Here is a 22,666-nt window from a genome sequence, read left to right on the forward strand (position 1 = left end):
TACTAATTCTAATTAATAATAAAACTCTATTATGTTACTTTATAACTACACTAAAAAATGGTTGTTGATTGCTAGTCTATTATTGGCTAGCGCTCAATTGAAAGTCGTAGCAGCACCGGATTTAACAAGCTTATTGGCCATTATCGAGCCGTTACAAGAAGGCAGTTGGGTTAAAGTCAATCTAAATCAGTTTAGTGATGTTTGGACGCCTGCAGAACTTCGGCCACTCTATGGCGTATCTAATCCAACACCAAGAAGTATCATAGGTGCCTGGAGCTCTTTTGCTTGGGATAGTAATCGAGGTGATTTAATTATTTATGGGGGTGGCCATGCTAATTATGGTGGTAATGATGTATATCGTTGGCGAGGGACAACCCGGCAATGGGAGCGTGCTTCATTGCCCAGTGAAATTACGCAGGATAGCTTGGGCAACTGGATCGCTATTGATGGGGTAGATGCTGCCCCTATTTCGGCTCATACCTATGATAATCAGCTATTTTTACCTATCATCGATCGTTTTATTACCTTTGGTGGTGCTGCTTTTAATAATGGTGATGCTTATTTAAGGCAAATAAGCCCATTCAGTGCAATTCGCACTGGCCCTTATTTATTTGATCCCAATAAGGCCGATGGTGATAAAGTAGGAGGTACCACAGGTTCCCACGTGCAAAGAGAACAATCTTTCCCTTCTGTAATAGGGGGGCAAATGTGGCAAAACAGAGATATTTATCAAAATATTCCAGGAAACCCGCCTTTACCTTTTAGTTTTGTCAATTCAACTTCAGCCTATACCCAAGAAAATGGTAAGGATGTAGTTTATATAACAGCTCGTCCTGGTGGTGGTACAGCTTCTTACCTTTATAAATATACAATTAATGATGTCAATAATCCCAGTTTGGATCAGTGGGCATTAATGGGTATTTATTGGAGTGGTATCGGTGGGCAAGGAGCAGGTTTATATGATCCGATATTAAATATTTATATTCGCTCAGGTGTAAGTACTTTTACTTTTTGGGACATAGCTAAGGCAGGCAATGATAACCGTAACCAACCTGTTAATTTTACCGATTTAAGCGGACAGTTTTCAGTAAATCCTGACTATGGTATGGATTATGATTCCAATCGTCATCAGTATTTATTATGGGAAGGTTATTCTGACGTATGGGCCTTGTTGCCACCGACGACAGCTTCTTCTGATGGTTGGTACATAGTTAAATTACCCGCTTCACAAACTGCTGGGCCAACTTTAGGTCCTGGCGTAGGTATTTTAGGAAAATGGAAATATATTGCTCAGTTGGATGTTTTTATGGGCTTACAAGGATCTGTAGTGGGCGATGTATGGTTATACAAGCCGATAGGGTGGGAGCATCCACAGCTTGGCCCTAGAGCGCTTAAACCTACGATAGCACCAGATAGTGGTGATTATTCAAGCCCTATTACCGTTACCATGTCAACGCGACAGCAGCAGGGTGTTATTTATTATACAACAAATGGGGTAGAGCCTACGATACAGTCCAACATTTATACGGGGCCTTTTTCTGTTGCACAAGCCATGACAATTAAAGCGATGACTGTCGCACCTGGGGTACGTAACAGTCGTGTCACCACCGTTATTTATGGAGGTGGGGGGGCTAATCCTCCATCTGGGGAAACCAACCAAGCTCCGATTATTAATCAGGTGACTATTAGTGCTGACCCCATTAGTGATGAGCAAAATACGATAATAACAGTATTGGCTACAGACAGTGATGGACCGCAACCGTTGAGTTATCAATGGCAACAAGTGTTGGGTAATGGCCAAATTACGCCAATATCTACTACTCAAATTCAATATACGCCGAATGATGTAACAGTGACTGAGCAACATCAGTTACGTCTTGAAATATTTGATGGTATCAACACCGTAAGTCAATTAGTTGAAATTATTGTAACTGATGCTAATGCACCACCACCGCTTTATTTTAATAATTTTGCTAATTCCAATTTAACCGACTGGCAAATTGTTGACCAGGGTAGCGAGCAGGCTCCCAGTAACTGGTTGATTGAACAAGGGCAGCTAAAACAGTTGAGTAATATCTGGTCGCAACCTAATGATGATGGTTCATTTCCTAATAAGTTAGGTACTTATTTGCAATATCTGCTAGGTACTGGCTGGCAAAATGTTGTTATTGATGTGGATATTCAATCACTGGATGATGATGCTGTTGGCATTATGTTTCGTCATGATAGTGCAGGAAATTATTATCGATTTTCCTGGGATCAGTCTCGGGGGTATCGCCGCCTGGTTAAATATTATAATGGTAGCTTTACTGTGTTAGCTGAAGATCAAGTACCTTATATCACAGGACAAAGCTACCATTTAACTGTTCAGGCAGATGGAAATCAATTAACGGTTTTGGTTGATCAACAACCGATATTTGCAGTCGCTGATAATAACAACCCACTTTTGCAAGGTACATTATCGCTTTATAGTTGGGGTAATGAAGGCAGTATTTTTGATAATTTACAAGTGAATGGGCTGGAAGGGCAGCCTCAATCACCCATTATTAATCAGTTACAAGTCAGTGCGAATCAAATTAATGATCAGCAACAAACTCAATTGGCTGTTGAAATATTTGATCCCGATACCCCCATTGAATCCCTTATCGTTGAGTGGCAAATAATAACGGGTGGTGGTCAGTTGTCTAACATTAGTGGGTTGCAAACTATATATACACCCAATGATGTGAGTAATACCGAACAACATACGTTACAAGTAACTGTTTCTGATGGTATTCATTATGTTAGCCAACAAGTGATTATAACTGTGACAGATACTGAGAGTCAGGAAATACCAGCTGCTTTATTAGATGAATCATTTACTTCCTTTGATTTTGCCAACTGGGAAATAGTCACTGAAGGCACTATTCAAGCACCTTCACAATGGGAAATTCAACAAAATAAATTGGTGCAGTTCAGTAATGTCTATTCAATGCCGTTTGAAGTAGCTGATCCTGCTAAATTAGGTACCTATATTCAGTATTTACCTGGGAATGAGTGGAGTGATTACCAAATAGAGATGAAGTTGAGATCAATTGATGATGATCAGATAGGTATGATGTTTCGTGTAGTTGATAATCGGCATTACTACCGCTTTGGTTGGAATAGTTCAGGTAATCGTCGGCAACTGGTGAAACGAGTAGGCAATGATTTTATTGTGCTGGCTGAAGATAATGTAGGTTATCAGTCTTGGGCTGTATATTCACTGAAAATAATGGCAAAAGGTAATCAATTGTCAGTGTTTATTAATAATCAGCTTATTTTTGATGTGACAGATAATAGTTACTTACAAGGTACTATTGCGTTATATAGTTGGGCTAACATTGGTAGTGAATTCAGTGAGTTATTGGTAACAGATTTAAGTGCTGGTATCAAACCACCACAAGTAATAGCAGAACAAGGACTACCAGCGGTCATTAATGAAAATAGTCAGGTGAATTTAGCCGTGACGGTTGATAATGAACCGGCACCAACCACTCAATATAATTGGCAATTAATTGGGCCTGGTCAGTTAACTACCACCACAACTGCAGTAACTAGCTATCAAGTGGCTGCGGTTGCAAAAGCTACACCAGTTAAAATTGTGAATAAGATAACAAATAATAACTTAAATACCCAACAAATATTCTATGGTACAGTTGTTAATAGTCAGTTACCTAAACAGGTAATGGATGAATCTTTTGCTCAATGGAATGAGGCATTTTGGCAGGTGGTGACTGATGGTAATATTTCCGCACCGGCACACTGGTATATTTCAGGGGGAATGTTGGTTGAAAATTCAAATGTATTTGCATTGCCTACAGACGCGACAGATATTACCAAGAAAGGCAGTTATTTAGTCTATCAACCTGGTTTACAATGGCAAAACTATCAATTTAACTGCTTGATTCGCAGTGATGACGATGATGCGGTAGGAGTGGCATTTCGCTATCAAGATCATCAACATTACTATCGATTTTCATGGGATAAACAACGACAGTACCGACGTTTGGTTAAGCGGGTAGGCGACAGTTATACTTTGCTGGCAGAAGATCATATTGCTTACCAACAGGGAAAAAGCTATCAACTAAAAATTGTTGCTAATGGTAATACTTTGCAAGTAGTGGTTGATGGTGAAACTATATTTAATGTGGTGGATCATAGCTTAAGTCATGGCACTATTGCACCTTATAGTTGGGGTAGTAATGGTAGTCGGTTTGATAATTTTGTGGTTGATTTGTTACCTTAAATGAGGGTATATAATGAGGCCGGATATGTTTAAAAGGAAAGAGTTTTGCTATTTATACTAGGACGTTATTTTATTGCCATGACTCTTCTAATTACAGTGAGTTTCCAGCTGATAGCAAGGGAATTAATCATTGGGGGCATTCCCGAGAAACCTATTCGTTATATAAATAAAAATGGTCATCCAGAAGGTATTGATGTAGATATTATCGATGCTATTTTTAATCAATTAAAAGTTGACTATAAAGTGGCAATTATTAGTTCATCTTCAAGGTTGGAGCAGCTCTGGAAAACCAGTAATACTTTGGATATGGTGTTTACTTATTCATATAAAAAATGGCGTACTAAATATTTAATCTACCCTAGTGAGTCGCATATTACAACACAATATCATTTTTTTATTTTACGAAAAAATAAAGGGAAGATTAAATATAATACTTTTGAGGATTTAAAAGGGCTAAAGGTTGGTATGACTGAAGGTTTTTCTTATACACCAGAGTTTCTACAAGCTGCTGAGTCAGGGATTTTTTATGTTGATAAAGTACCTATTAATGATTTACATATGAAAAAACTATTATTGGGCAGAATTGATGTTGTACCACTACCTACAATGGTTACTTTATATGAAGCAAAAGTTGGTAATTATCGAGATGAAATAAGCTACTTACCTAAATCGGTTAAGGATAAACCTTATTATAATACTTTTGTTAAAACATCTGATTACCCTAATGTGAAAAGAATAATCAGCCAGTATGACCAAATCTTAAAAAAGATGAAAGAAAATGGGGAGGTGCAAGCCATATTTTCTAAATATGGGATTGAGTAATCCATTTTGATCATATATCAATGCTGATATTTTATTTTAATCATATGGATAATCATCTTAAAAATAATAAGAAATAAGTTTTATAAAAAGTAACGGGTGAATTTCGTGATTTGTATGGTAGGTTATTAGTCATTATTTAGTGCTAAAAAGGATTGATAGTCATTGTTAAATAATTTTAGTATTAAAATTATTCCTTATTTACAGATATTAATAATGTCAACACTTGTTACTAGTACTGCCTTTGGGCAATGTGAGAAGAGTTTATATCGAATGGGATATGCTTCTTTTTCTCCTTATATGTATAAAAATGATACAGGAGAAGTGACTGGCTTAGATTATAAGTTGACTCAATCAGTCTTTAAGTTAGCAAATTGCAAAGTTGAATTTGTACATATGCCATGGGCAAGAATAATTGCGCTGATAAAAGATGGCAAATTAGATATGACTGGATTTGCTTCAAAAACAGTAGAAAGAGAACAGTTTGCCTTATTTTCAAATTTTTACCGATATGAAGAGCGACGCTTGATAATAAGAAAAGGTGAAGCTAAAAAATGGCCATTAAAATCATTGGCTGATGTTATTGGGTTAAATATGAGGCTGGGTACTCTGATTGGTACTTGGCAAGGTAAAGAGTTTCATGAACTAATTAAGAATGACCAGTTTAAAGCTCAGGTTACTAATGTTGCTGACTACTCTGACCGGTATGCTATGTTACTTTTAAACAGAATAGATGCTTTGCTGAGTGATAAGCTATTTATGCTATCTGAAGTAAGAAAAAAGGGTTTAGTAGAGCAGGTAGAAATCCACCCTTATATAGTAGAAAAAACACCTGTACACTATATGTTTAGTATGAAAACAGTGCCAATAAAGGATGTTGAACTAATTAACCAGTCATTGAAGAAATTTATAGAAACCGAAGATTATAAACAGTTATTTCTTATGGAATAAATTCCAATATAAGCTACTTAACTCTAATTAAAAAAGACATCTATTAGTGTCTTTTTAGGTTGGCACATATGCATTGAGTCTTCCGGATGCTGCTTTAATAGTTACGTGTTACCTGTTAGATGTGTGTGGAATGACTTACAAATGGTAAAAGTGGAATCTCTGCTTAATTGAGTATAATTAAACTCGAAATTAAAACCTCAGAGATTCCTTGGTTTAAAGCTTACTGAGGGCCAAAGTTACACTCTTGGGTAATATAATCACGGCCTTTCACAGTATAGACCAAATTCACTAATGAGTCATCTTCACACAATTTTGGATTTTTTCTAAAGATATGAGCTCCTCCCTGACTCCAAAAGAATAGTGACTCTGCATGCTTTATGCTATATAAGTGGTTGGCATCACTAACCTTAGCACTCAGAATTTCAAAGCCTGAATTTAACCCCGCCAATGAGTCGCTTAAAACGCTTAATAGAACACTATCAAGTTTTTCGCTATTAATATCTGTAGCTAATCTAGCCGATTCAAGCACATCAGAAGGTTTTTTATAAAAGAACTTAACTGTGACTTTCTTATCAGTATCTAAAGTTGCAGTTGCACGAACACTGCTTTCAACACCGGTAAGCATTGTATTTATTTTCAGAGCTAAGTCTGATATAGAGACGAATACGCCAGTAGCTACAGCTATCATAATCGGATTTGGTATAAAATCTGAGTTAGCCTTCCAGTCTATTAACTCACTGTCAGGAACGGGACTCCACTTACCGTTATCATATTTATAGGTTGAGTCTGATTGATTGGTAAAATCTACAGTTAATTCCGGAGCAATAATTTTTTCTATATAATTTCCCGTTTCTAATTCAGTTTGAAACCAAACTTTAACCTTTTCTATTGGGGTAACTTCAACTTTATAACCAGGTTCATAAGTCTCTGTATCAATAAAAAAAGGCTGAGGTTTGGTGCTACTATTTAATCCTGTTGCTAATGTAATATGAAAACTCTTTTCATAGAAATTTTGTGCAATATCAAATTCAATTGAATTTGGGTTATCTGATTTAGATACGTTTTGAGAAAGCATTCCATATTGGTTTAATATTGTTTTCTGTCCTAACTTCATAGGAACATTAACACCTTGAGCAACAACTTTTGAGGTAGGTGAAATTATATCAATACTAGTCGTGTTTGCTGTATATTGAGGTATCCAGCTATAGGTATTCGTGATTGCATAATCAGACCTGGACTCCCAAACAACATTGTATTTTTCAGCTCCTCCACTATTTACAGCCTTGGCAATGACCATATTTAACTTATTTTCTTTAAGAAACTTTACTTCATCCTGACTAAGAATGATGTTCAAATTTTTAGTAGTACCATCAGCAAAAGTGTACAAGCTAGACATCAGTAAAGGTATAACAAAAATACTTTTAAGATCTAATTTCATGATCTATCTCCAATATACTTTATAAGAATTTTAATAATATGTGTTTTACTCATAACTCAGTATCCTGTATGTCGTTTTTATATCACTAAATGTCCCCCTTAATGCTCTATCGCTAAGTATATTCATCGTTCTCAATTAGCGAGTAAAAATATTTTTTAAATATTAAATACTAATCAGTGCGAGATTTTCCACAAAAAAATAAACATCTAATTAGTTTAACTAGTCTCTTTTATCTAATTTAAAGTTCATTAGTCAGTAATAGAAAATATTTATTAATAATGAATCTACAGCTAATCTCAAAAATCAAGCTCGGATATTGATGAGCAGCAAATATGCCAATTATAAGTAATAGATAAAAATATTTCTTAAAGTGTTTACTTGCTGACTTCCTGTGTCTTTTAAATTAAAAGCTAATCTGGTATTTAAGTACTTAATGTATATAAAGTGTTAAAGAACCAGTTATAAGCAGCCTATAAGCTTGTAAAAACTTCTATAAGCATGTTATAAGCAAATTGCTTATTAAAATAAAAACAAGTAAGTATTTGCTTTAGTGGTTTTTTATTTGGTTATGTGTGGTGAAATACTGAGCAGTGGCAAGAGTGGTCTACCTATTAAAATAACCGAGTCACTTGCTGGCGAGTTACTTAAAGTTGTTTTTTCCTTTTATTTGTTTATTACCTTAGCAGTTACTTCTGTTCATATGGTAAGTGAGTGGTTGCATGCTAAAGCCGGTGTATCACAAGAGTTATCTGCTATTGCCAAGACGTTTCAACCGATACTTGCTAAAGCATTGTGGGATGTAAATCATGAACAAGTAAGTAGTGTTTTATCTGGTTTGGTTGCTTATCCATCAGTTGAAGGGGTTGTACTCAAAGGAGAAACTGGTCAGGTCATTGGTAAAGTTGGGCAAGTTCCTAGTTCAACTTTATCCAGCTTAGTTCTTTCCAAAGCCAATGAAGGTCTAAAGAATGATGGACAGTATATCGATGACAGTGTCTATAAATTCAAGATTAACTTTATTCATGAAGGGCAGCCAATCAATATAGGTGAAGTGGCTTTGTTTTCAAGTATGAGTGTTATTTTGAATGAAGTTAAGGTTGGGTTTTTCTTTATTATTGTTAACGCTGTTTTAAAAACAATTGCACTGTGGCTACTGTTTTTCTGGGTTTTTAATAAAAAGATTCGTAAACCCTTGGCAGAGTTGACCCATGCCATAAAAGATATCAGATTAAACTCATTGAATAGCCAAAAAATTTCTATTAACACCAGAGTGCGTAATGAAATAGCTCTGTTAGTTGAAGCATTCAATCAAATGCTTGCAAGTTTATATAGTTCAAAAGCAACCATTATCGAAAAAAATAAACAGCTTAGTGAGAGCTCAGCACGGTTCCAAGCATTACTCGATAATGCACCTGCTATTATTACTATAACAAATAGGCAGCATCAGTATGTAATGGTAAATAAAGAGTATGAAAGAATTTTTAGCTCATCTGCTTCTGAACAGACAGGCATTCAAACCGACCAAAACAATGTTAATAAGCAGGCTAGCATTTCTTTTTCTACAAATGATGATCAAGTTTTTGAAAAGCAACAACCAATAGAAGTGGAAGAAACTATAAGGCTTGCTGATGGTGATCACACTTACTTATTGGTTAAGTTTCCTCTTTATGACTCAAAGGCCAAAATTAAAGATGTTGGCACTATCGCAACAGACATCACAAAACTTAAAAAGGCAGAACAAGTAATAGCGAATTATAATACTGAACTAGAAAAAACGGTTAACATTCGTACTCAAGAGTTAGAGATTGCACAACAGAAAGCGTGTGAGGCAAATGCAGCAAAGAGCCAGTTTCTTGCTAATATCAGCCATGAAATTCGTACTCCACTGAATGCTATTACGGGGTTAGCGTATTTAGCTTTGAAAACTAGCCTATCCCAAAAACAGAAAAATTATTTAAATAAAATTCAATCAGCTTCACAGACTTTACTAGGGATTATTAATAACACTTTGGATATGTCAAAGATAGAGGCTGGAAAGTTAATAATTGAAAATGCAAACTTTAGTTTGAAAAGAGTTGTAAGCACTATTGAGCAAATTTTTACAGAACAGATGAGAGAAAAGGGTTTGCATTTTATAGTAACTTTGAGTCCGCAGGTACCTGATTATTTGATAGGGGATGAATTAAGGCTACAGCAGGTATTCATTAACTTGATCAACAATGCGATGAAATTTACTGATTCAGGTACAGTGAGTGTAACAATATTTGGGGACGGTAGTTATGTTAAACAACAAAGTATTACTAATAAACAGGTAAATACAGCAGTATCAGAAAATAACCATGTATATATACGCTTTTATATAAAGGACACAGGCATTGGTATTGATGAATCGAAAATAGACTCATTGTTTGAGAGTTTTACTCAAGCGGAAGCTGCCACGACCAGGCGTTATGGTGGCACCGGCCTGGGGCTTACTATTTGTCGCCAATTAGTAGAACTCATGGGAGGTGCCATTAGCGTAAAATCGGAATTAGGATACGGCAGTGAATTTATTGTAGAAATACCTTTTAATTTAGGTTATGTACCCTCTCAACCACTAGTAGAGCAAAACAAATCATTAGCTTGGAGAGGGTGTAGGGTCTTAGTAGTAGAGGATAACCAAGTTAATCAGCAGATAATTAGCGAGCTATTAAGTCAAGCTGAAATTGATGTAAGTGTTGTAAATAATGGTAGTGAGGCAATTGCTAAAATGAGATGCCAGCACTACCAACTGGTATTGATGGATATCCAGATGCCAGGTTTGTCCGGTTATCAAACAGTAAGAAGAATACGTAAGTTGTCTGAGTTAAAAGATGTACCCATAATAGCGCTGACCTCGAATGCTTTGGATGGGGAGCGAGAAAAAGCAATTCAAGCCGGGATGAACGACTTTCTAACGAAGCCGATTGATCCCTTGATATTCTATAATTGTTTATCTCGTTGGTTGAAAGATTTTAGAAGTGAATCCTGTGTTACATTAGAGAAAAAGACAATTCAAGGCGATTTATTGTCAGATTGTTTACCTGGAATAAATATACAAATAGGCATTAGCCGAATTCAGGGTAATCAGCTAGCTTATGAAAAAATATTGAATGTATTTTATTCTGATCATTACTCTGATGGTTTGCAAGTTAAACAGTTGATTGAGCAAAATCATTTTGTTCCTGCCAGTAAAAAATTACACGCACTAAAAGGGGCTGCTGCTAATATTGGTGCCGATCAACTGGTTTTAGTTTTAGATAAATTAGAAAAAGCTTGTGGTAAGCGTAATTGTAAAGAGCAAGATATTTCAGATTTTATAAAAGAACACAATAGAGTGATTGTAGGTTTATGTAACTGGTCTGGCCTAGATTATTCGCCTAAAAATAACGCCTTAATAGATACTACGATTGATCAAATGATTAGTATAGATGTTACTACCCATAAGAAAATAACAGCTTTGAGAGATAGTTTGTGTCAACATGCATTTTGTGCAAGTCAACAGGCAATAGAGATAAAAAGTAAAATTCCTACGACTTGTGCTGCTGCTTTTGAAAAACTTATACTCGCTATTGCAGCTTTTGACTTTGATCAAGGGCTGAATATTGTTGATAGTATTATAAAAAAATTAAAAGTTACTACAAATGATGCAGAATAATAATGGTAGAGTACTAATAGTAGATGATGAACGGGCAAATATTCTTATATTAGGAGAAATTTTGTCATCCCACTATGATGTCAGTGTTGCAATAAGTGGTGAGCAAGTATTGAAGTTATTATTCAGTGAATCCCCAGTTAGAAGTTATCCTGACTTGATTTTACTCGATATTTTGATGCCTGGTATTGATGGTTTTGACACCTGCCAGAAATTAAAGTCTAACCCACATACAAGAGATATACCCATTATTTTTATTAGTATGTTGGAATCAACAACCCATAAACTTGATGCTTTTACAAAAGGTGCGGTGGACTATATCACTAAGCCATTTGAAGCAGAAGAGGTATTAGCCAGGGTAAAAACACACATAACAGTTAGACATCAACTAGTTGAGTTGGCACAAAAAAATAGGGAGTTAAGTTTTCTTAATGACCAATTATTGGAAGAACAAAATCAGCGTGAGAAGGCAGAAGCTGCTTTTAACCAAGCCAACCATGCCTTATCTACATTGTCAAAGCAGGAAGCCGAAAAGTGGGGTATTTCAACATTTGTTGGTAAAAGTAAAGCAGTAATGGGCTTACTAACAGAAATACGTCGTTTGCATCATGTAAGCAAAACTAATGTATTACTATTAGGGGAAAGTGGCACAGGAAAAGAGTTGGTTGCACGAGCGATTCACTTTGGCAGCAATAGGTCTAGTGGCCCTTTTATTGCGGTGAATTGTTCGGCAATTCCTGAAGAACTGGCTGATGCAACCTTTTTTGGCTCTATTAAGGGTGCTTATACAGGTTCCCAAGGTGATCGAAAAGGTTATTTTGAAGCAGCGAATAGCGGTACTTTATTTTTAGATGAGATGGGAGAAATGCCACTACGTTTACAAGCGAAGTTACTTCGTGTGTTGGAGGAAGGAAAAATTATACCGGTTGGTGATGTAAAAGAGCGTGATATTGATGTTCGTATCATTGCTGCTACTCATGTGGACTTGCAGCAAGCGATTGCTGATAAAGTTTTCAGACAGGATTTATATTTTCGTTTATCTGGTTATTGCTTACAAACACCGCCCTTACGTGAACGTAAAGAGGATATTGAACTATTGGCTAACCATTTTCTTGCTCAGTTGGTGGATGAAATGGCTTTCACTCCAGTTTCAATAAGCTGTGAGGCGATTAAGGCATTGGAGCAATATGCTTTCCCTGGTAATGTTCGTGAACTTAGGAATTTTATTGAGTATGCTTTGATTCGCAGTGGAGGCAATGCAATACAGCCATATCATCTACCTTTAAATAATAAATCTATAGCTAACTTAAATTCTGATAACTCACGGTGTAAAAACAGGTATGAGTCAAAAGTCAATAGTAAAGAGAATAGTTTACTCTCTATTCATAGTAACCAAAATGCAGAAGCTATTATTTTAGATTATTTAGCAACTAATAAGCATATCAATAATAACCAATGTCAAAAGCTTTTAAATATCACCCATCAGCGGGCATCTTACTTACTGAAGAAACTAAATAGAGAAGGACAGTTGATGAGAGTGGGGGAGCGTCGTTGGGCTTATTATACGTTAGTCTGATATTGCTATCTATTATTGCCACCAGCTGGTATCAATAGATGACATTGCTGGTGGTAACCCAGAATTTTTAAGGTTAAATAGTTTTCTGTCTTGAATGTTTGCTTTTTTTATATAAGTGGAATGATAGGTTAAGAATAACTGTTTAAATGTACCATCGTTTTTAGCAGCTATTAGACCACGTTGAATGCGGTTTGCTAATGATTTATTGTCCTTTTGTACATAGAAATATATAGGGTGAGGGTAGTAAAATGCTAAGCTGTTTTCGATGATAATCTCTGGGTAATCTGTTTCTAACAAGTTTTGCCAAATCTCGTCAATACTTCTAGGGAAATAGTCAAATCGTTTTGCATTTAGCATTCCCATTAAATGATGACTTGCTACTGCTTCTTGTACTTTAATACCATTCTTTTTAAGAATGGTATTATCAGACCAGTGTGTGCCGAAGCCAGCAGTAAACTGATTTTTAAGCTGGTTAAATGTATTGATGTTAGCAAAAAGCTTGCTATTATCCTTGTGGATGAGAAATAAACGATAGCCTTTTAGACCGCGGAAAATAGGTTCTTTAATTGCTGTAAATCGTTTTTCTCTTTCTTTACTGAAACCAAAATGAAGAATATCATAATAGCCTTGTTCCAGCATTTTTACTCGCCTACCTTCTGTGAAGCCATTTATAACGCCTTTTAACTCATAGGGCTCGTCTGGTGTGAGTGTTTTTTCTAATGCTAAAGTTAATAGCTTGAGTACATATGGATCAATTGCCTGGAGGTGCTTGATGATTAATGGGGAGCGACTCTCTTGAGCAACTACTACTGGTGGTATTGATGAGAAAATTATAATTATTATTGAAATTAATCTGCTCAACATTGAACTGAACTATAAGGTGAGTGAAGTTTTTTAAGTATCCATACAATAACATAACCTTTTATCTAAGTTGACTACCTTTACAATTAACATTAACCGCCAGAATGAAAGGAATCCCCGTCTTGCAGGGTCTTTGTAATGAGTAATGACTATTTTTTATGTAGAGAGATATATGCTGCAGGCATTAATTGGAGGCGTTCAAACAGGTCAAACCTATCAAGTTGCTGTAATGCGTACTGCCTTTATTCTTCGAGTAGGTTTAGGTGGCTGGTTGGTTGTTGAGGCTTTGATTAAATTCTTAGGGCTATTATCACCTTCCCAGTTTGCCGACATGCTTGGTTTTTATTTAGGCGCTGCCGGTTATATTAATCAGTTTTTTCAATACTTTTTGTTTCAAAGCAGTTGGGGACACTTATTCAGTCCGGCAAGTTTACTGGCGTTGTTAGCGATGGTGGAGCTGGTAGTTGGCTGTAGTTTAATAGCAGGGCTGGCTGTTCGGTGGAACGCTATGTTGACGTTTTTTATGTTGGTTTTTTATGTCATAGCTTTGCCTGTGATGACGGTTCCCAATATTCAGCTCGATGTCGCTGTTTATACGGCACCTGCACCCCTAGTGCAAATTCGTGAAGTGGCAATGGCAATAGCCGCATTTGTTTTATATAAGTTAGCACCAGAAGCGGGGCGGATAAACGTTGAGACAAACTTGGAGGTTATGCAGAAACATTGGTATAGCTTGTGGGGGCAATTACGTTATGCCCTAATCTTGCCTCTGGTTGTTGCAGCCCTTTTTGGCGGTTTTGGTCATATTCCAACCCTTGCTGCACCTGCTTTTTTACTGGCAGCCTTAGGTGCTGCATTAACAGTTGATTCTTTAAAAGTAGTGAAATGGGCTGCCTGGATAGCGGCGATGGTGTTTTTTCACTATGCACTGTTTATGATTGACTGGTCAGATAATTGCCTGAAAAATCTTTATGTGATCAGGCGGGAGTTTGGATTAGTGTCGATTAGCGTGGCATTGGCACTAATTAAACACCCATAATGAGAAGGATAGTTATAGGTGAGTCTTCAACTATCCTTCATAAGGGCTTTTAACTAGATTTTTAAAAGTGAGTAATAAAATAACTAGCAAAGCGAATAGACTAAAGCCCTGTATTGCTGAATAACACGACTTTACCGCTAACAAATTTAATATCGATCGATTTGCTTCCTGATGACCAAACACATTGTTTTGCAGTCAAAATAGCATCACATTTGGTCGGCTTACCTAAAATTTGTTCGACTTCACTGCTTTCCATGCCCAGTTTAATCTTATTGTAATTTTCGCTAGTCACTTTGCTGCAACCTGTTAGCAAGGCAATCAGAGTGGCTAGAATAGAAACGGTTAAATAACGCATACTCACTGTTTTCCTATATCAGAAATGATGTGCTGCTATTCTAGCCTGCTGGTTCAAATATTTCACCAGAACACAGTGTTTTTGATAACCGGTGAAATAATAGGGCTAACCTATGAGCAAAGGTTTATTAAGCCGTTTGCTGTTTTTGCTCACTACTGGCTGTGAGCTTTGAAAGTGCTACAGCGACTAAAAAGCCTGCAATCCCTGGTATTAACCAAGTAAGGCCTTGGCTGGCAAAAGGCAATTGCTGATACACGTTGTAGATTGGCTTAATTGCTTCGATACCTGCTGCATTTAAACCATCGAACAGGCTCACACAGAAAATAGCCACTAATGTTAGGCCATTCACTAGCCGAGGATTTGCCAAACAATGACTGATAAAACATAACAGGATTAACCCAATGGCAACTGGGTAGATAGCAAATAAAGCAGGGATTGCTAAGGCCATCAGCTGGTTAAGACCAACATTGGCTACCAGGGCTGTAGCGGCAGTACAAATAATCACAAAAGTGCGATAAGACACTTGTGGCCAACATTGATGAAAGTATTCACCACAAGAGGTCATCAAACCAACAGCGGTAGTGAAGCAAGCTAAGGTTATGGCAATGGCTAAAATCACTTGTCCCCAATGGCCGTATATTTGATTGATATAGATACCAATCATTTGAGCGCCATTGACTTGTTCAGCGATTAAGCTATGACTAGTGGCACCGAGATAAGACAAACTAAGGTAAACCACAGACAGGCCAATGGCTGCAATAAAGCCAGCTGCCAAGGTGTATTTGGTTAGCTGCTTGGAATCATTAATACCCCGTTGGCGTAGGCTATTAATGATAACCATACCAAATACCAGCGAAGCTAGGGTATCGAGAGTCAGATAGCCTTTAGTAAACCCTTCACTAAAGGGTGAGCCTTTAATTTGGGTAGTGGCCTGAAGCTCGCCTTGTGGATAAAAGATGGTGCCAGCAGCAATGAGTACTAAGACAATGACTAAGAACGGCGTAATCACCTTTCCAATGGAATCCATTAGCCTGCCAGGGAATAGTGCAATGAGTAGCACTGCTGTGAAATAGATAATGGTGTATAACCATAGGAATTGGTTAGTGTCTTCTGTTAACCCTGCCAGTGGTATAACACTCATTTCATAAGCGACAACTGCAGTCCTCGGAGCAGCAAATAAAGGGCCGATCGACAGATAAATAACCAGACCAATAATAAAGGCGACTATTGTAGGTAAGTTTTTGGTGATGGTGGGTAAGCCACCGTTCACTTTTGCTGTCGCAACAATACCTAGTAGTGGTAGCCCGACCCCAGTGAGCAAGAAACCAAACATCACTGGCATTAGTTCCGCACCAGCCTGATAACCTAAGCTAGGAGGTAATATCAAGTTACCTGCGCCAAGAAATAGGGCAAAGGTCATTAGCCCAATGGCAATAATATCAATGGTTTTAAAACTAGCGTTATGATTCATTAATAACCTATCAGCGTGCAAAAATTTAATAATTCAGCTGTAGGGTAATGGGATGAGGGGTACTGACTGGATAAGTAAGTACCTCTATATATTGGCTCTATTTTTTGATAGATACGCCTACTACACCCAATGTGAAGGTTATGTCCTTCGTGTTGGCTATCAATGCTGCATGCTGAAGTCTTTTGGACATGATGGCCAGCCGCATTACCTGCCAACTGCTGAAATAAAGAGCGGCATTATAATGAACTGTACGTAGATGAGTAGTAATGTTTCGGTAAATACTTATTAAAGTGAAGATAATAAGAAAGGACTACTTATGACTTACTCTGTAAAGGATTTATTACGGCCTCTTAGTTGGTTGATTTTGTTAGCTACCTTTTTAGTAGTAGCAGGTTGCAAAATCAAACCGGATCAACCTCGTTATATCAAAGATCAACACGGACGCTCTTTGGTTTTACATGGCCTGAATACCAGCAGTAGTGCCAAATCAGCCCCTAATCGTTTACCTTGGATTGAAGAAAAAGACGTAGCAAGGGCTGCTAATGACTGGGGTTTTAATTTTGTTCGGTTTTTAATCTTTTGGGACCGTTTAGAACCTTCTCCAGGTGTTTATGACCAGCAATATTTAGCTGAAATAGCAGAAAGAGTACGCTGGTATGCCAAGTATAATATGTATGTACTGCTGGATATGCATCAGGATTTGTATGCTTTACAGTTTGGTGGTGATGGTGCACCTAAATGGGCAACAGTTACCGATGGCTTACCCGTTACGATTCGCTCCCCTTGGTGGTTAACATATCTAGAGTTGGGTGTTACCAGAGCATTTGATAATTTTTGGGATGGCTCAGGCAGCCACAGCTATTTACAGGAACATTATGCCAATGCCTGGCAGCAAGTAGCCAACTATTTTAAAGATACCCCCAATGTGATTGGCTATGACTTGATGAATGAGCCTTATGGTGGCAGTTCTGTTTGGCCACTATTTGAACCACTGAAATTAAAGCCTTTTTATGACCGGGTTATCAGCCGAATTCGCGCAGTGGATAATGACACTTGGTTGTTTATTGAACCACAGGCATTTGGGGTTAATTTTGGAGTAGCTTCTACTTTAGGCACTGTTGAAGATCCTAGAGTGGGAGGTTCTCGTATTGTTTATGCTCCCCATTTTTATCCTGTACTGGTTCATGAAGGGGCTGCTTATAAAGGTAATGTATTAGCATTTAAATCCTGGCCTAATGCTCGTGTTAAAGAGCTAAATAAAATGAAAGTACCCCTAGTGGTTGGAGAGTTTGGGATTAGTCCCAACCAAGAAGGTGCCTTACGCTTTATTAATGATGTGACTACCATGGCGGATCACATGGGAGCCAGCTGGGCATTTTGGTCCAATGATCCAGGTTCATGGGCACCGACGGATGCAGAAGGCAGTGAAACCGTATTAGTAGATGGCTTAGTGAGGGTATATCCCAGAGCAGTAGCTGGACAAATTATTAACTTTTTGTTTGAGCCTAATAAAAAAGAATTTACTTTAACCTTTAATCACAACCCTCAAATAACTGAGCCGACAGAAATTTATATACCTGCACGTCGTCATTTCCCTAATGGCTGGCAAATTGAAACTAAACAGGGTATGAATCAATATATGACGACTGATTGGGATGCAGCCCAAGAAGTACTGAGCGTGTCGTTTGAAAGTTATCAATTACCCAGGCAAATTACTTTGAAAATAAAGCCTGTGGGATGAGCTTGAGGGTTTGAGCCTGATTGGGTATTTGGCGGAGTAAAATAAATATCTGATCAGATTCTACTAGAATTTGGGGGTGCACCATATCCGCTAAGTTTTAAGGGCACCTCTCCAAAAATACTTGTTCAGTTTTCGGTTGTCTGTTGATAGCCACTTTGGCTACTGTATAGCTAAGAGAGTATGACCTCAGTTTAGGGGCTGTATGGACGTTAAGGTTATATAAATGCTAGTGACAGACCAGAAAACAATAAACAACTACTATCAAGCATTACTGGATAGAGAACCAAGCTATGTGGGCATATTTTATGTGGGGGTGAAAACCACTTCAGTCTTCTGTATTGCAACCTGTCGAGCTCGTAAGCCTAAACTGGAAAATGTCGAATTTTTCACCACTTTTAAAGAGGCTTTGGATGCAGGCTACCGGCCTTGCAAAGTGTGTAAGCCAACTGAGAATGCAAATGAGGCCCCAAAGCCGGTTGAACAAGCAATCAACTTGATGAAGGAAAATCCCAAGGAAAAAATTACTGACTGGCAATTGAGAGAAAATCAAATTAGCCCTGAATTGGTCCGTAGATGGTTTAAAAAGAACTATGGAATGACTTTTCATGCTTATCAGCGGATGTACCGAATCAATAATGCTTTTCAAGAACTAAAAGACGGCAAAACAGCCACGGAAACAGCCTTTGATACAGGGTATGAGTCACTCAGTGGCTTTGGTTATACTTATAAAAAATTTATTGGCAAATCACCCAAAAATAGTGCAGAACATGCCGTTATTTTAATTAGTCGATTGACGACACCGTTAGGCCCTATGTTTGTTTGTGCCACTGATAAAGGTGTCTGTTTGCTGGAGTTTGTCGATAGGCGGATGTTGGAAACCGAATTTAAAGATCTACAGCAACGGTTAAAAGCAAAAATTATTGCTGGGGAAAACCAACATATAAAACAGGCTAAAAAAGAAATAGACGAATATTTTGTTGGTGAACGAACGACTTTTACCGTTAAATTACACTCGCCGGGAACTGATTTTCAGCATGCAGTTTGGGAGTGCTTAAAAGCAATACCCTATGGTCAAACCTGTTCCTATCAACAGCAAGCAGAAAAAATAAACAGGCCAAAAGCAGTTAGAGCTGTTGCAACCGCTAATGGCTGTAATCGAATAGCAATCATCATCCCCTGTCATCGCGTTATTGGAAAGGATGGTAAACTGGTGGGCTATGCAGGGGGACTTGAAAGAAAACGTTGGCTGTTGGAGCATGAACGGAAGAATTTGAATTTATAAAATGAACAATATTGAATTTCTGTGTCAGGTACATCAATATTTATTAGCAAAAGGTATTGATAATTGGGTTTTTGGAGGCTGGGCTGAGGAATTATGCCAATTAAGAGAGCCTGGTTGGCATAGTGATATTGACCTGCTAGTGAGAGACCATTGTTTTACTTGTGTGGATAATTTGCTTGAGTCTGACGATGCGCTTGTAGATATTCCTGAGAAACGATTTTCTCATAAACGATCTTTTGAATACCATTCTATTAGAGTTGAACTATTTCTTGTTGATCCAGTTACATTAATAACCAATTTCTTTGCTGATTGTTATTTATTTCAATGGCCAGTTGATACTTTTCATAATACACTGGGGTTTCCTGGCCTTCGTATCTGTAGTAAAACGGCGTTACAAGCATACCGTGGGATTCACAAGAAAATTGTTGCCAAGCGCAAGCTAACGTTATTGGAATTTGAAAATGAAAGTCATTGAAGTCACTGCTTTAGGTCTGCGATTGGTGGGGCTATTTATGTTAGTCAAGGCACTTGCTGCTATACCAGGCAATTACGTGCAATATCAACAAATGATACTAACAGATTTTAGAGATAGCGGTGATCAAATTGGGTTTTACTATTTTTTTGTTTCTCCGTTAATCATGTTTATTGCCTCAATATTGATAATTAAATTCCCTGTTTCAATAGCAAAGTTATTAGTTCCAAACTCATTTGCTGATTCTCCTACGCTAGAAACTGATGGTAAGCAAATTCAAATAGCTGGGCTAGTATTATTAGGTGTCTATATACTGTCTTGGTCAGTGCCTGACTTTTTTTACAATTTTTTAGGGCTATTTTACTTTAAACAATTTTCGTCAGGAGATGCTAACGGATTAAGTCAATACTGGGTTGGGTTGGTAATAACATTGTTGGAAATGTTGATAGGGCTTTATCTGGCGATTGGTGCAAGTGGGATTTATAAATTGATAAGAAAGTTTCGATACCAGGCTCAAGCTTAAAAAATCTATAAAAATTTAGGTGAGTATATTTTAATATTTACCTTTAGTGGTGATTCAGAGCTGATAATTGCAAATATACCTGTCGCGAATCATTTCTCGGTTTTTTTATCATCGCTCCGTTCCCCAATCACTTATTTGTATAGGCTCATGAGGCTTCGTCACTCAATGGCCTCACCTAAAAATTCTTCGCATTGGGTATAGACAGGGAGTAGTAATGCAAGATCTAGCTCGATAGCCTGTTATAGGCCCCTTTCATGGTAATTCTACAGGTTTTAACCTAGTCTATAGTCAAAGCGAATGGTTGATTGAAGTCATTTTTGAGTAGTTAACTATGAAAGCCTCTCTATCGTTTTTTATTCTATCAATTTATATCCTGATTAGGCCAAGTTTTGCTGAGGTTCGCCCACTGAACATTGTTGGTGAGTCATTTCCTCCTTATGAGTTTGAATTTGAGGGTAGGATTGTCGGTATTGATATAGACATTATTAAATATATTTTTGGAAAATTTGGAGTGGAATATACAGTTAGACTAATGCCCTGGAAAAGAGCATGGCATGAAGTTGAAATTGCCAGAGTAGACGCAATTCTTGGAGCATCGCGTAAAAAAGTTAGAGAACCCTTTGTGTACTATCCTCAAGAGGATATGTGGAAAAGTAGCTATATATTTTTTACTCGAGGCAAAATGAGTCAGCCTGTAGAGGTGGATTATGATACTCCTCTAAAAAATCTAAATACTATTGGTATTGTGAGAGGTTACTCTTACCATGATTCATTTTGGGAAAAATATCCAAATAGAGATGATGGTACTTTAAATCCATTATTAGAGGAAGCGACAGATGTTCAGCAAAGCTTTTTAAAATTAGCAAATGGACGGGTGGATTTATTTATTATTGATAAGACAGTAGGACATTTTGTAGTTAATGATTTAAGGTTAAGGCATAAAGTTACCTATTCAAAAAAGGTATTATTTGAAAAAGGATATACAATGCCCTTTGTTAAAAGGTCAGATTATCCCAATATATATGCTTTATCAGTTGCTTTTAATGCTGAGCTGGCACAAATGAAAGCTTCAGGGAAATATGATGAAATAATAAATAAATGGATGAACTGTGAAAAGGTGATTGATTGCCTTTGATAGCTGCTATAAATAAGTAAATAGCTTTGAATAGTAAGAAGTGTGCTATGTACTTATATAAACTTGCGTTAACTATTTTATTTATTATTTCCTTTGGTGTATCTGCTGAAGAACAAACAAATCCTCCTCAAAATCAGGGAGTGATTAGGATAGCAACAGGAGAGTGGCCACCTTATATATCAAAAAATCTTAAACACTTCGGAGTTGTATCACATGTAATTTCACAGGCCTTTGCTAAAAAGGAGTTAAAGTGATCTACTCTTTTTCCCTTGGAAGCGTGCTCTTAAGCAGGTCATGACAGGTAATTGGGATGCCTCACCTTCAAGGGTGCCCACTCCTGAGAGGCTAGCGGACTTTTATTTTAGTGAAGTGGTGCATACTAATCAGAAAGTATTTTTCTATTTGAAAAAGAATTAGTTTAACTGGAATTCTCTAAAGGACTTAAATAAATATACCATAGGCGCTACCTTAGGCTATACCTATGGTGAATTATTTGATAAAGCTGCAGAAGAAGGGCATATTATAGTAGTGCCAGTTCGCAGTGACTTGCTTAATTTTAATATGTTGATAAAGGAAAGGGTTGATATTTTTCCTATTGAAAAAGATGTTGGCTATGAAATTATTAATAATAATTATACTTCTGATCAAAGGGAATTATTTGTCCATCACCCTAAGCCTATTATTGAAACTTCCCATCATTTGATTTTTACCAAGAGAAAAGAAAAAAGTTTCTATTGGGTTAAACAATTTAACGATGGGCTAAAACAACTAAGAAAAAGTGGTGAATACCAAAAAATGTTTGAAGCGTCTCAGCAAGGAGAGTATAGCCTTGAATTATAATACTTTAGTTGTATAGGACATTCGCTTTGTCTATAGGTGCTTTTTTTGTTAGACTTTAGTTTTATAATAGTTGACTTAGTTTGAGATGTCTGTTCGTTTTTTAAAATTAAAATGGTTACTCATTAATTTTTATTTAATGCTTGTGTTTTGAACGGTGATCAGTTTAATATCTGTTGACGAAAAATACTATATGATTAACAAGGCATTGCAAAGGAATGCAATA

The 22,666-nt window shown here is 37.1% G+C and carries 17 protein-coding genes; 13 read left to right on the plus strand and 4 right to left on the minus strand.

Features of this window, described 5'->3' with window-relative positions:
* Nucleotides 1-31: 31 nt before the first annotated feature.
* The 3 genes from G4Y78_RS09885 to G4Y78_RS09895 all read left to right on the plus strand — a co-directional run bounded on the left by G4Y78_RS09885 (nt 32) and on the right by G4Y78_RS09895 (nt 6,037).
* Complete coding sequence (locus G4Y78_RS09885) at nt 32-4,267, plus strand: chitobiase/beta-hexosaminidase C-terminal domain-containing protein (RefSeq protein ID WP_163832862.1); 4,236 nt, start codon at nt 32-34, stop codon at nt 4,265-4,267.
* A 45-nt stretch (nt 4,268-4,312) separates the two neighbouring features.
* A complete protein-coding gene (locus G4Y78_RS09890) occupies nt 4,313-5,089 on the plus strand; it encodes a substrate-binding periplasmic protein (protein ID WP_163832863.1) in 777 nt (258 codons plus the stop codon).
* A 162-nt stretch (nt 5,090-5,251) separates the two neighbouring features.
* Nucleotides 5,252-6,037, plus strand: coding sequence for a substrate-binding periplasmic protein (locus tag G4Y78_RS09895; protein ID WP_163832864.1), 786 nt, complete (start codon nt 5,252-5,254; stop codon nt 6,035-6,037).
* A gap of 220 nt (nt 6,038-6,257) precedes the next feature.
* Here the strand turns inward: G4Y78_RS09895 and G4Y78_RS09900 are convergent, their stop codons facing one another.
* Nucleotides 6,258-7,475, minus strand: a complete 1,218-nt coding sequence (locus G4Y78_RS09900) for a hypothetical protein (RefSeq protein ID WP_163832865.1) — start codon at nt 7,473-7,475, stop codon at nt 6,258-6,260.
* A gap of 550 nt (nt 7,476-8,025) precedes the next feature.
* Between G4Y78_RS09900 and G4Y78_RS09905 the strand changes: the two genes are divergently transcribed.
* Both G4Y78_RS09905 and G4Y78_RS09910 read left to right on the plus strand, forming a co-directional pair.
* Nucleotides 8,026-11,151, plus strand: a complete 3,126-nt coding sequence (locus tag G4Y78_RS09905; protein ID WP_163832866.1) for a response regulator — start codon at nt 8,026-8,028, stop codon at nt 11,149-11,151.
* Nucleotides 11,138-12,724 (plus strand): sigma-54-dependent transcriptional regulator, encoded by a 1,587-nt coding sequence (locus G4Y78_RS09910; RefSeq protein ID WP_163832867.1) that lies wholly within the window; start codon nt 11,138-11,140, stop codon nt 12,722-12,724. The genes G4Y78_RS09905 and G4Y78_RS09910 overlap by 14 nt, the downstream gene beginning before the upstream one ends.
* Nucleotides 12,725-12,736: 12 nt before the next feature.
* Here G4Y78_RS09910 and G4Y78_RS09915 read toward each other — a convergent pair whose 3' ends face one another.
* Complete coding sequence (locus G4Y78_RS09915) at nt 12,737-13,588, minus strand: type 2 periplasmic-binding domain-containing protein (protein ID WP_163832868.1); 852 nt, start codon at nt 13,586-13,588, stop codon at nt 12,737-12,739.
* Between the two features lie 142 nt (nt 13,589-13,730).
* Here G4Y78_RS09915 and G4Y78_RS09920 point away from each other — a divergent pair, with 142 nt between their 5' ends.
* On the plus strand, nt 13,731-14,624 hold the full coding sequence (locus G4Y78_RS09920; RefSeq protein WP_163832869.1) for a DoxX family membrane protein: 894 nt from the start codon (nt 13,731-13,733) through the stop codon (nt 14,622-14,624).
* Between the two features lie 100 nt (nt 14,625-14,724).
* Here the strand turns inward: G4Y78_RS09920 and G4Y78_RS09925 are convergent, their stop codons facing one another.
* On the minus strand, nt 14,725-14,979 hold the full coding sequence (locus tag G4Y78_RS09925) for a DUF3862 domain-containing protein (protein WP_163832870.1): 255 nt from the start codon (nt 14,977-14,979) through the stop codon (nt 14,725-14,727).
* A 127-nt stretch (nt 14,980-15,106) separates the two neighbouring features.
* Nucleotides 15,107-16,450, minus strand: a complete 1,344-nt coding sequence (gene brnQ, locus G4Y78_RS09930) for a branched-chain amino acid transport system II carrier protein (RefSeq protein ID WP_163832871.1) — start codon at nt 16,448-16,450, stop codon at nt 15,107-15,109.
* A 316-nt stretch (nt 16,451-16,766) separates the two neighbouring features.
* On the opposite strand from brnQ, the gene G4Y78_RS09935 reads away from it, so the two are divergent.
* The 7 genes from G4Y78_RS09935 (at nt 16,767) to G4Y78_RS09965 (ending at nt 22,443) form a co-directional block, all read left to right on the plus strand.
* A complete protein-coding gene (locus G4Y78_RS09935) occupies nt 16,767-18,191 on the plus strand; it encodes a cellulase family glycosylhydrolase (protein ID WP_163832872.1) in 1,425 nt (474 codons plus the stop codon).
* A 223-nt stretch (nt 18,192-18,414) separates the two neighbouring features.
* Entirely contained in the window at nt 18,415-19,473 is a 1,059-nt protein-coding gene (locus tag G4Y78_RS09940; RefSeq protein WP_163832873.1) for a bifunctional transcriptional activator/DNA repair enzyme AdaA, read from the plus strand.
* Between the two features lies 1 nt (nt 19,474).
* On the plus strand, nt 19,475-19,948 hold the full coding sequence (locus tag G4Y78_RS09945) for a hypothetical protein (RefSeq protein WP_163832874.1): 474 nt from the start codon (nt 19,475-19,477) through the stop codon (nt 19,946-19,948).
* The gene (locus G4Y78_RS09950) at nt 19,935-20,468 is read left to right on the plus strand and encodes a hypothetical protein (protein WP_163832875.1); all 534 of its coding nucleotides are present in this window, start codon (nt 19,935-19,937) and stop codon (nt 20,466-20,468) included. Before G4Y78_RS09945 ends, G4Y78_RS09950 begins: the two co-directional genes overlap by 14 nt.
* Before the next feature lie 331 nt (nt 20,469-20,799).
* Nucleotides 20,800-21,603, plus strand: coding sequence for a substrate-binding periplasmic protein (locus G4Y78_RS09955; protein ID WP_163832876.1), 804 nt, complete (start codon nt 20,800-20,802; stop codon nt 21,601-21,603).
* Nucleotides 21,604-21,650: 47 nt separating this feature from the next.
* The gene (locus G4Y78_RS09960; RefSeq protein ID WP_163832877.1) at nt 21,651-21,857 is read left to right on the plus strand and encodes a hypothetical protein; all 207 of its coding nucleotides are present in this window, start codon (nt 21,651-21,653) and stop codon (nt 21,855-21,857) included.
* 274 nt (nt 21,858-22,131) lie between these two features.
* Nucleotides 22,132-22,443, plus strand: coding sequence for a hypothetical protein (locus G4Y78_RS09965; protein ID WP_408022083.1), 312 nt, complete (start codon nt 22,132-22,134; stop codon nt 22,441-22,443).
* Nucleotides 22,444-22,666 lie beyond the last annotated feature (223 nt).

This window comes from Spartinivicinus ruber, from assembly GCF_011009015.1.
Classification (GTDB): Bacteria; Pseudomonadota; Gammaproteobacteria; order Pseudomonadales; family Zooshikellaceae; genus Spartinivicinus; species Spartinivicinus ruber.

Excerpts from the sequence above, each read along its gene's own strand:
- G4Y78_RS09910 (WP_163832867.1), top strand. The coding sequence starts at position 11,138 with ATGATGCAGAATAATAATGGTAGAGTACTAATAGTAGATGATGAACGG.
- G4Y78_RS09920 (WP_163832869.1), top strand. The coding sequence starts at position 13,731 with ATGACTATTTTTTATGTAGAGAGATATATGCTGCAGGCATTAATTGGA.
- G4Y78_RS09940 (WP_163832873.1), top strand. The coding sequence starts at position 18,415 with ATGCTAGTGACAGACCAGAAAACAATAAACAACTACTATCAAGCATTA.
- G4Y78_RS09900 (WP_163832865.1), bottom strand. The coding sequence starts at position 7,475 with ATGAAATTAGATCTTAAAAGTATTTTTGTTATACCTTTACTGATGTCT.
- G4Y78_RS09925 (WP_163832870.1), bottom strand. The coding sequence starts at position 14,979 with ATGCGTTATTTAACCGTTTCTATTCTAGCCACTCTGATTGCCTTGCTA.
- G4Y78_RS09955 (WP_163832876.1), top strand. The coding sequence starts at position 20,800 with ATGAAAGCCTCTCTATCGTTTTTTATTCTATCAATTTATATCCTGATT.
- G4Y78_RS09950 (WP_163832875.1), top strand. The coding sequence starts at position 19,935 with ATGAAAGTCATTGAAGTCACTGCTTTAGGTCTGCGATTGGTGGGGCTA.
- G4Y78_RS09915 (WP_163832868.1), bottom strand. The coding sequence starts at position 13,588 with ATGTTGAGCAGATTAATTTCAATAATAATTATAATTTTCTCATCAATA.
- G4Y78_RS09885 (WP_163832862.1), top strand. The coding sequence starts at position 32 with ATGTTACTTTATAACTACACTAAAAAATGGTTGTTGATTGCTAGTCTA.
- G4Y78_RS09935 (WP_163832872.1), top strand. The coding sequence starts at position 16,767 with ATGACTTACTCTGTAAAGGATTTATTACGGCCTCTTAGTTGGTTGATT.
- brnQ (WP_163832871.1), bottom strand. The coding sequence starts at position 16,450 with ATGAATCATAACGCTAGTTTTAAAACCATTGATATTATTGCCATTGGG.
- G4Y78_RS09945 (WP_163832874.1), top strand. The coding sequence starts at position 19,475 with ATGAACAATATTGAATTTCTGTGTCAGGTACATCAATATTTATTAGCA.
- G4Y78_RS09960 (WP_163832877.1), top strand. The coding sequence starts at position 21,651 with ATGTACTTATATAAACTTGCGTTAACTATTTTATTTATTATTTCCTTT.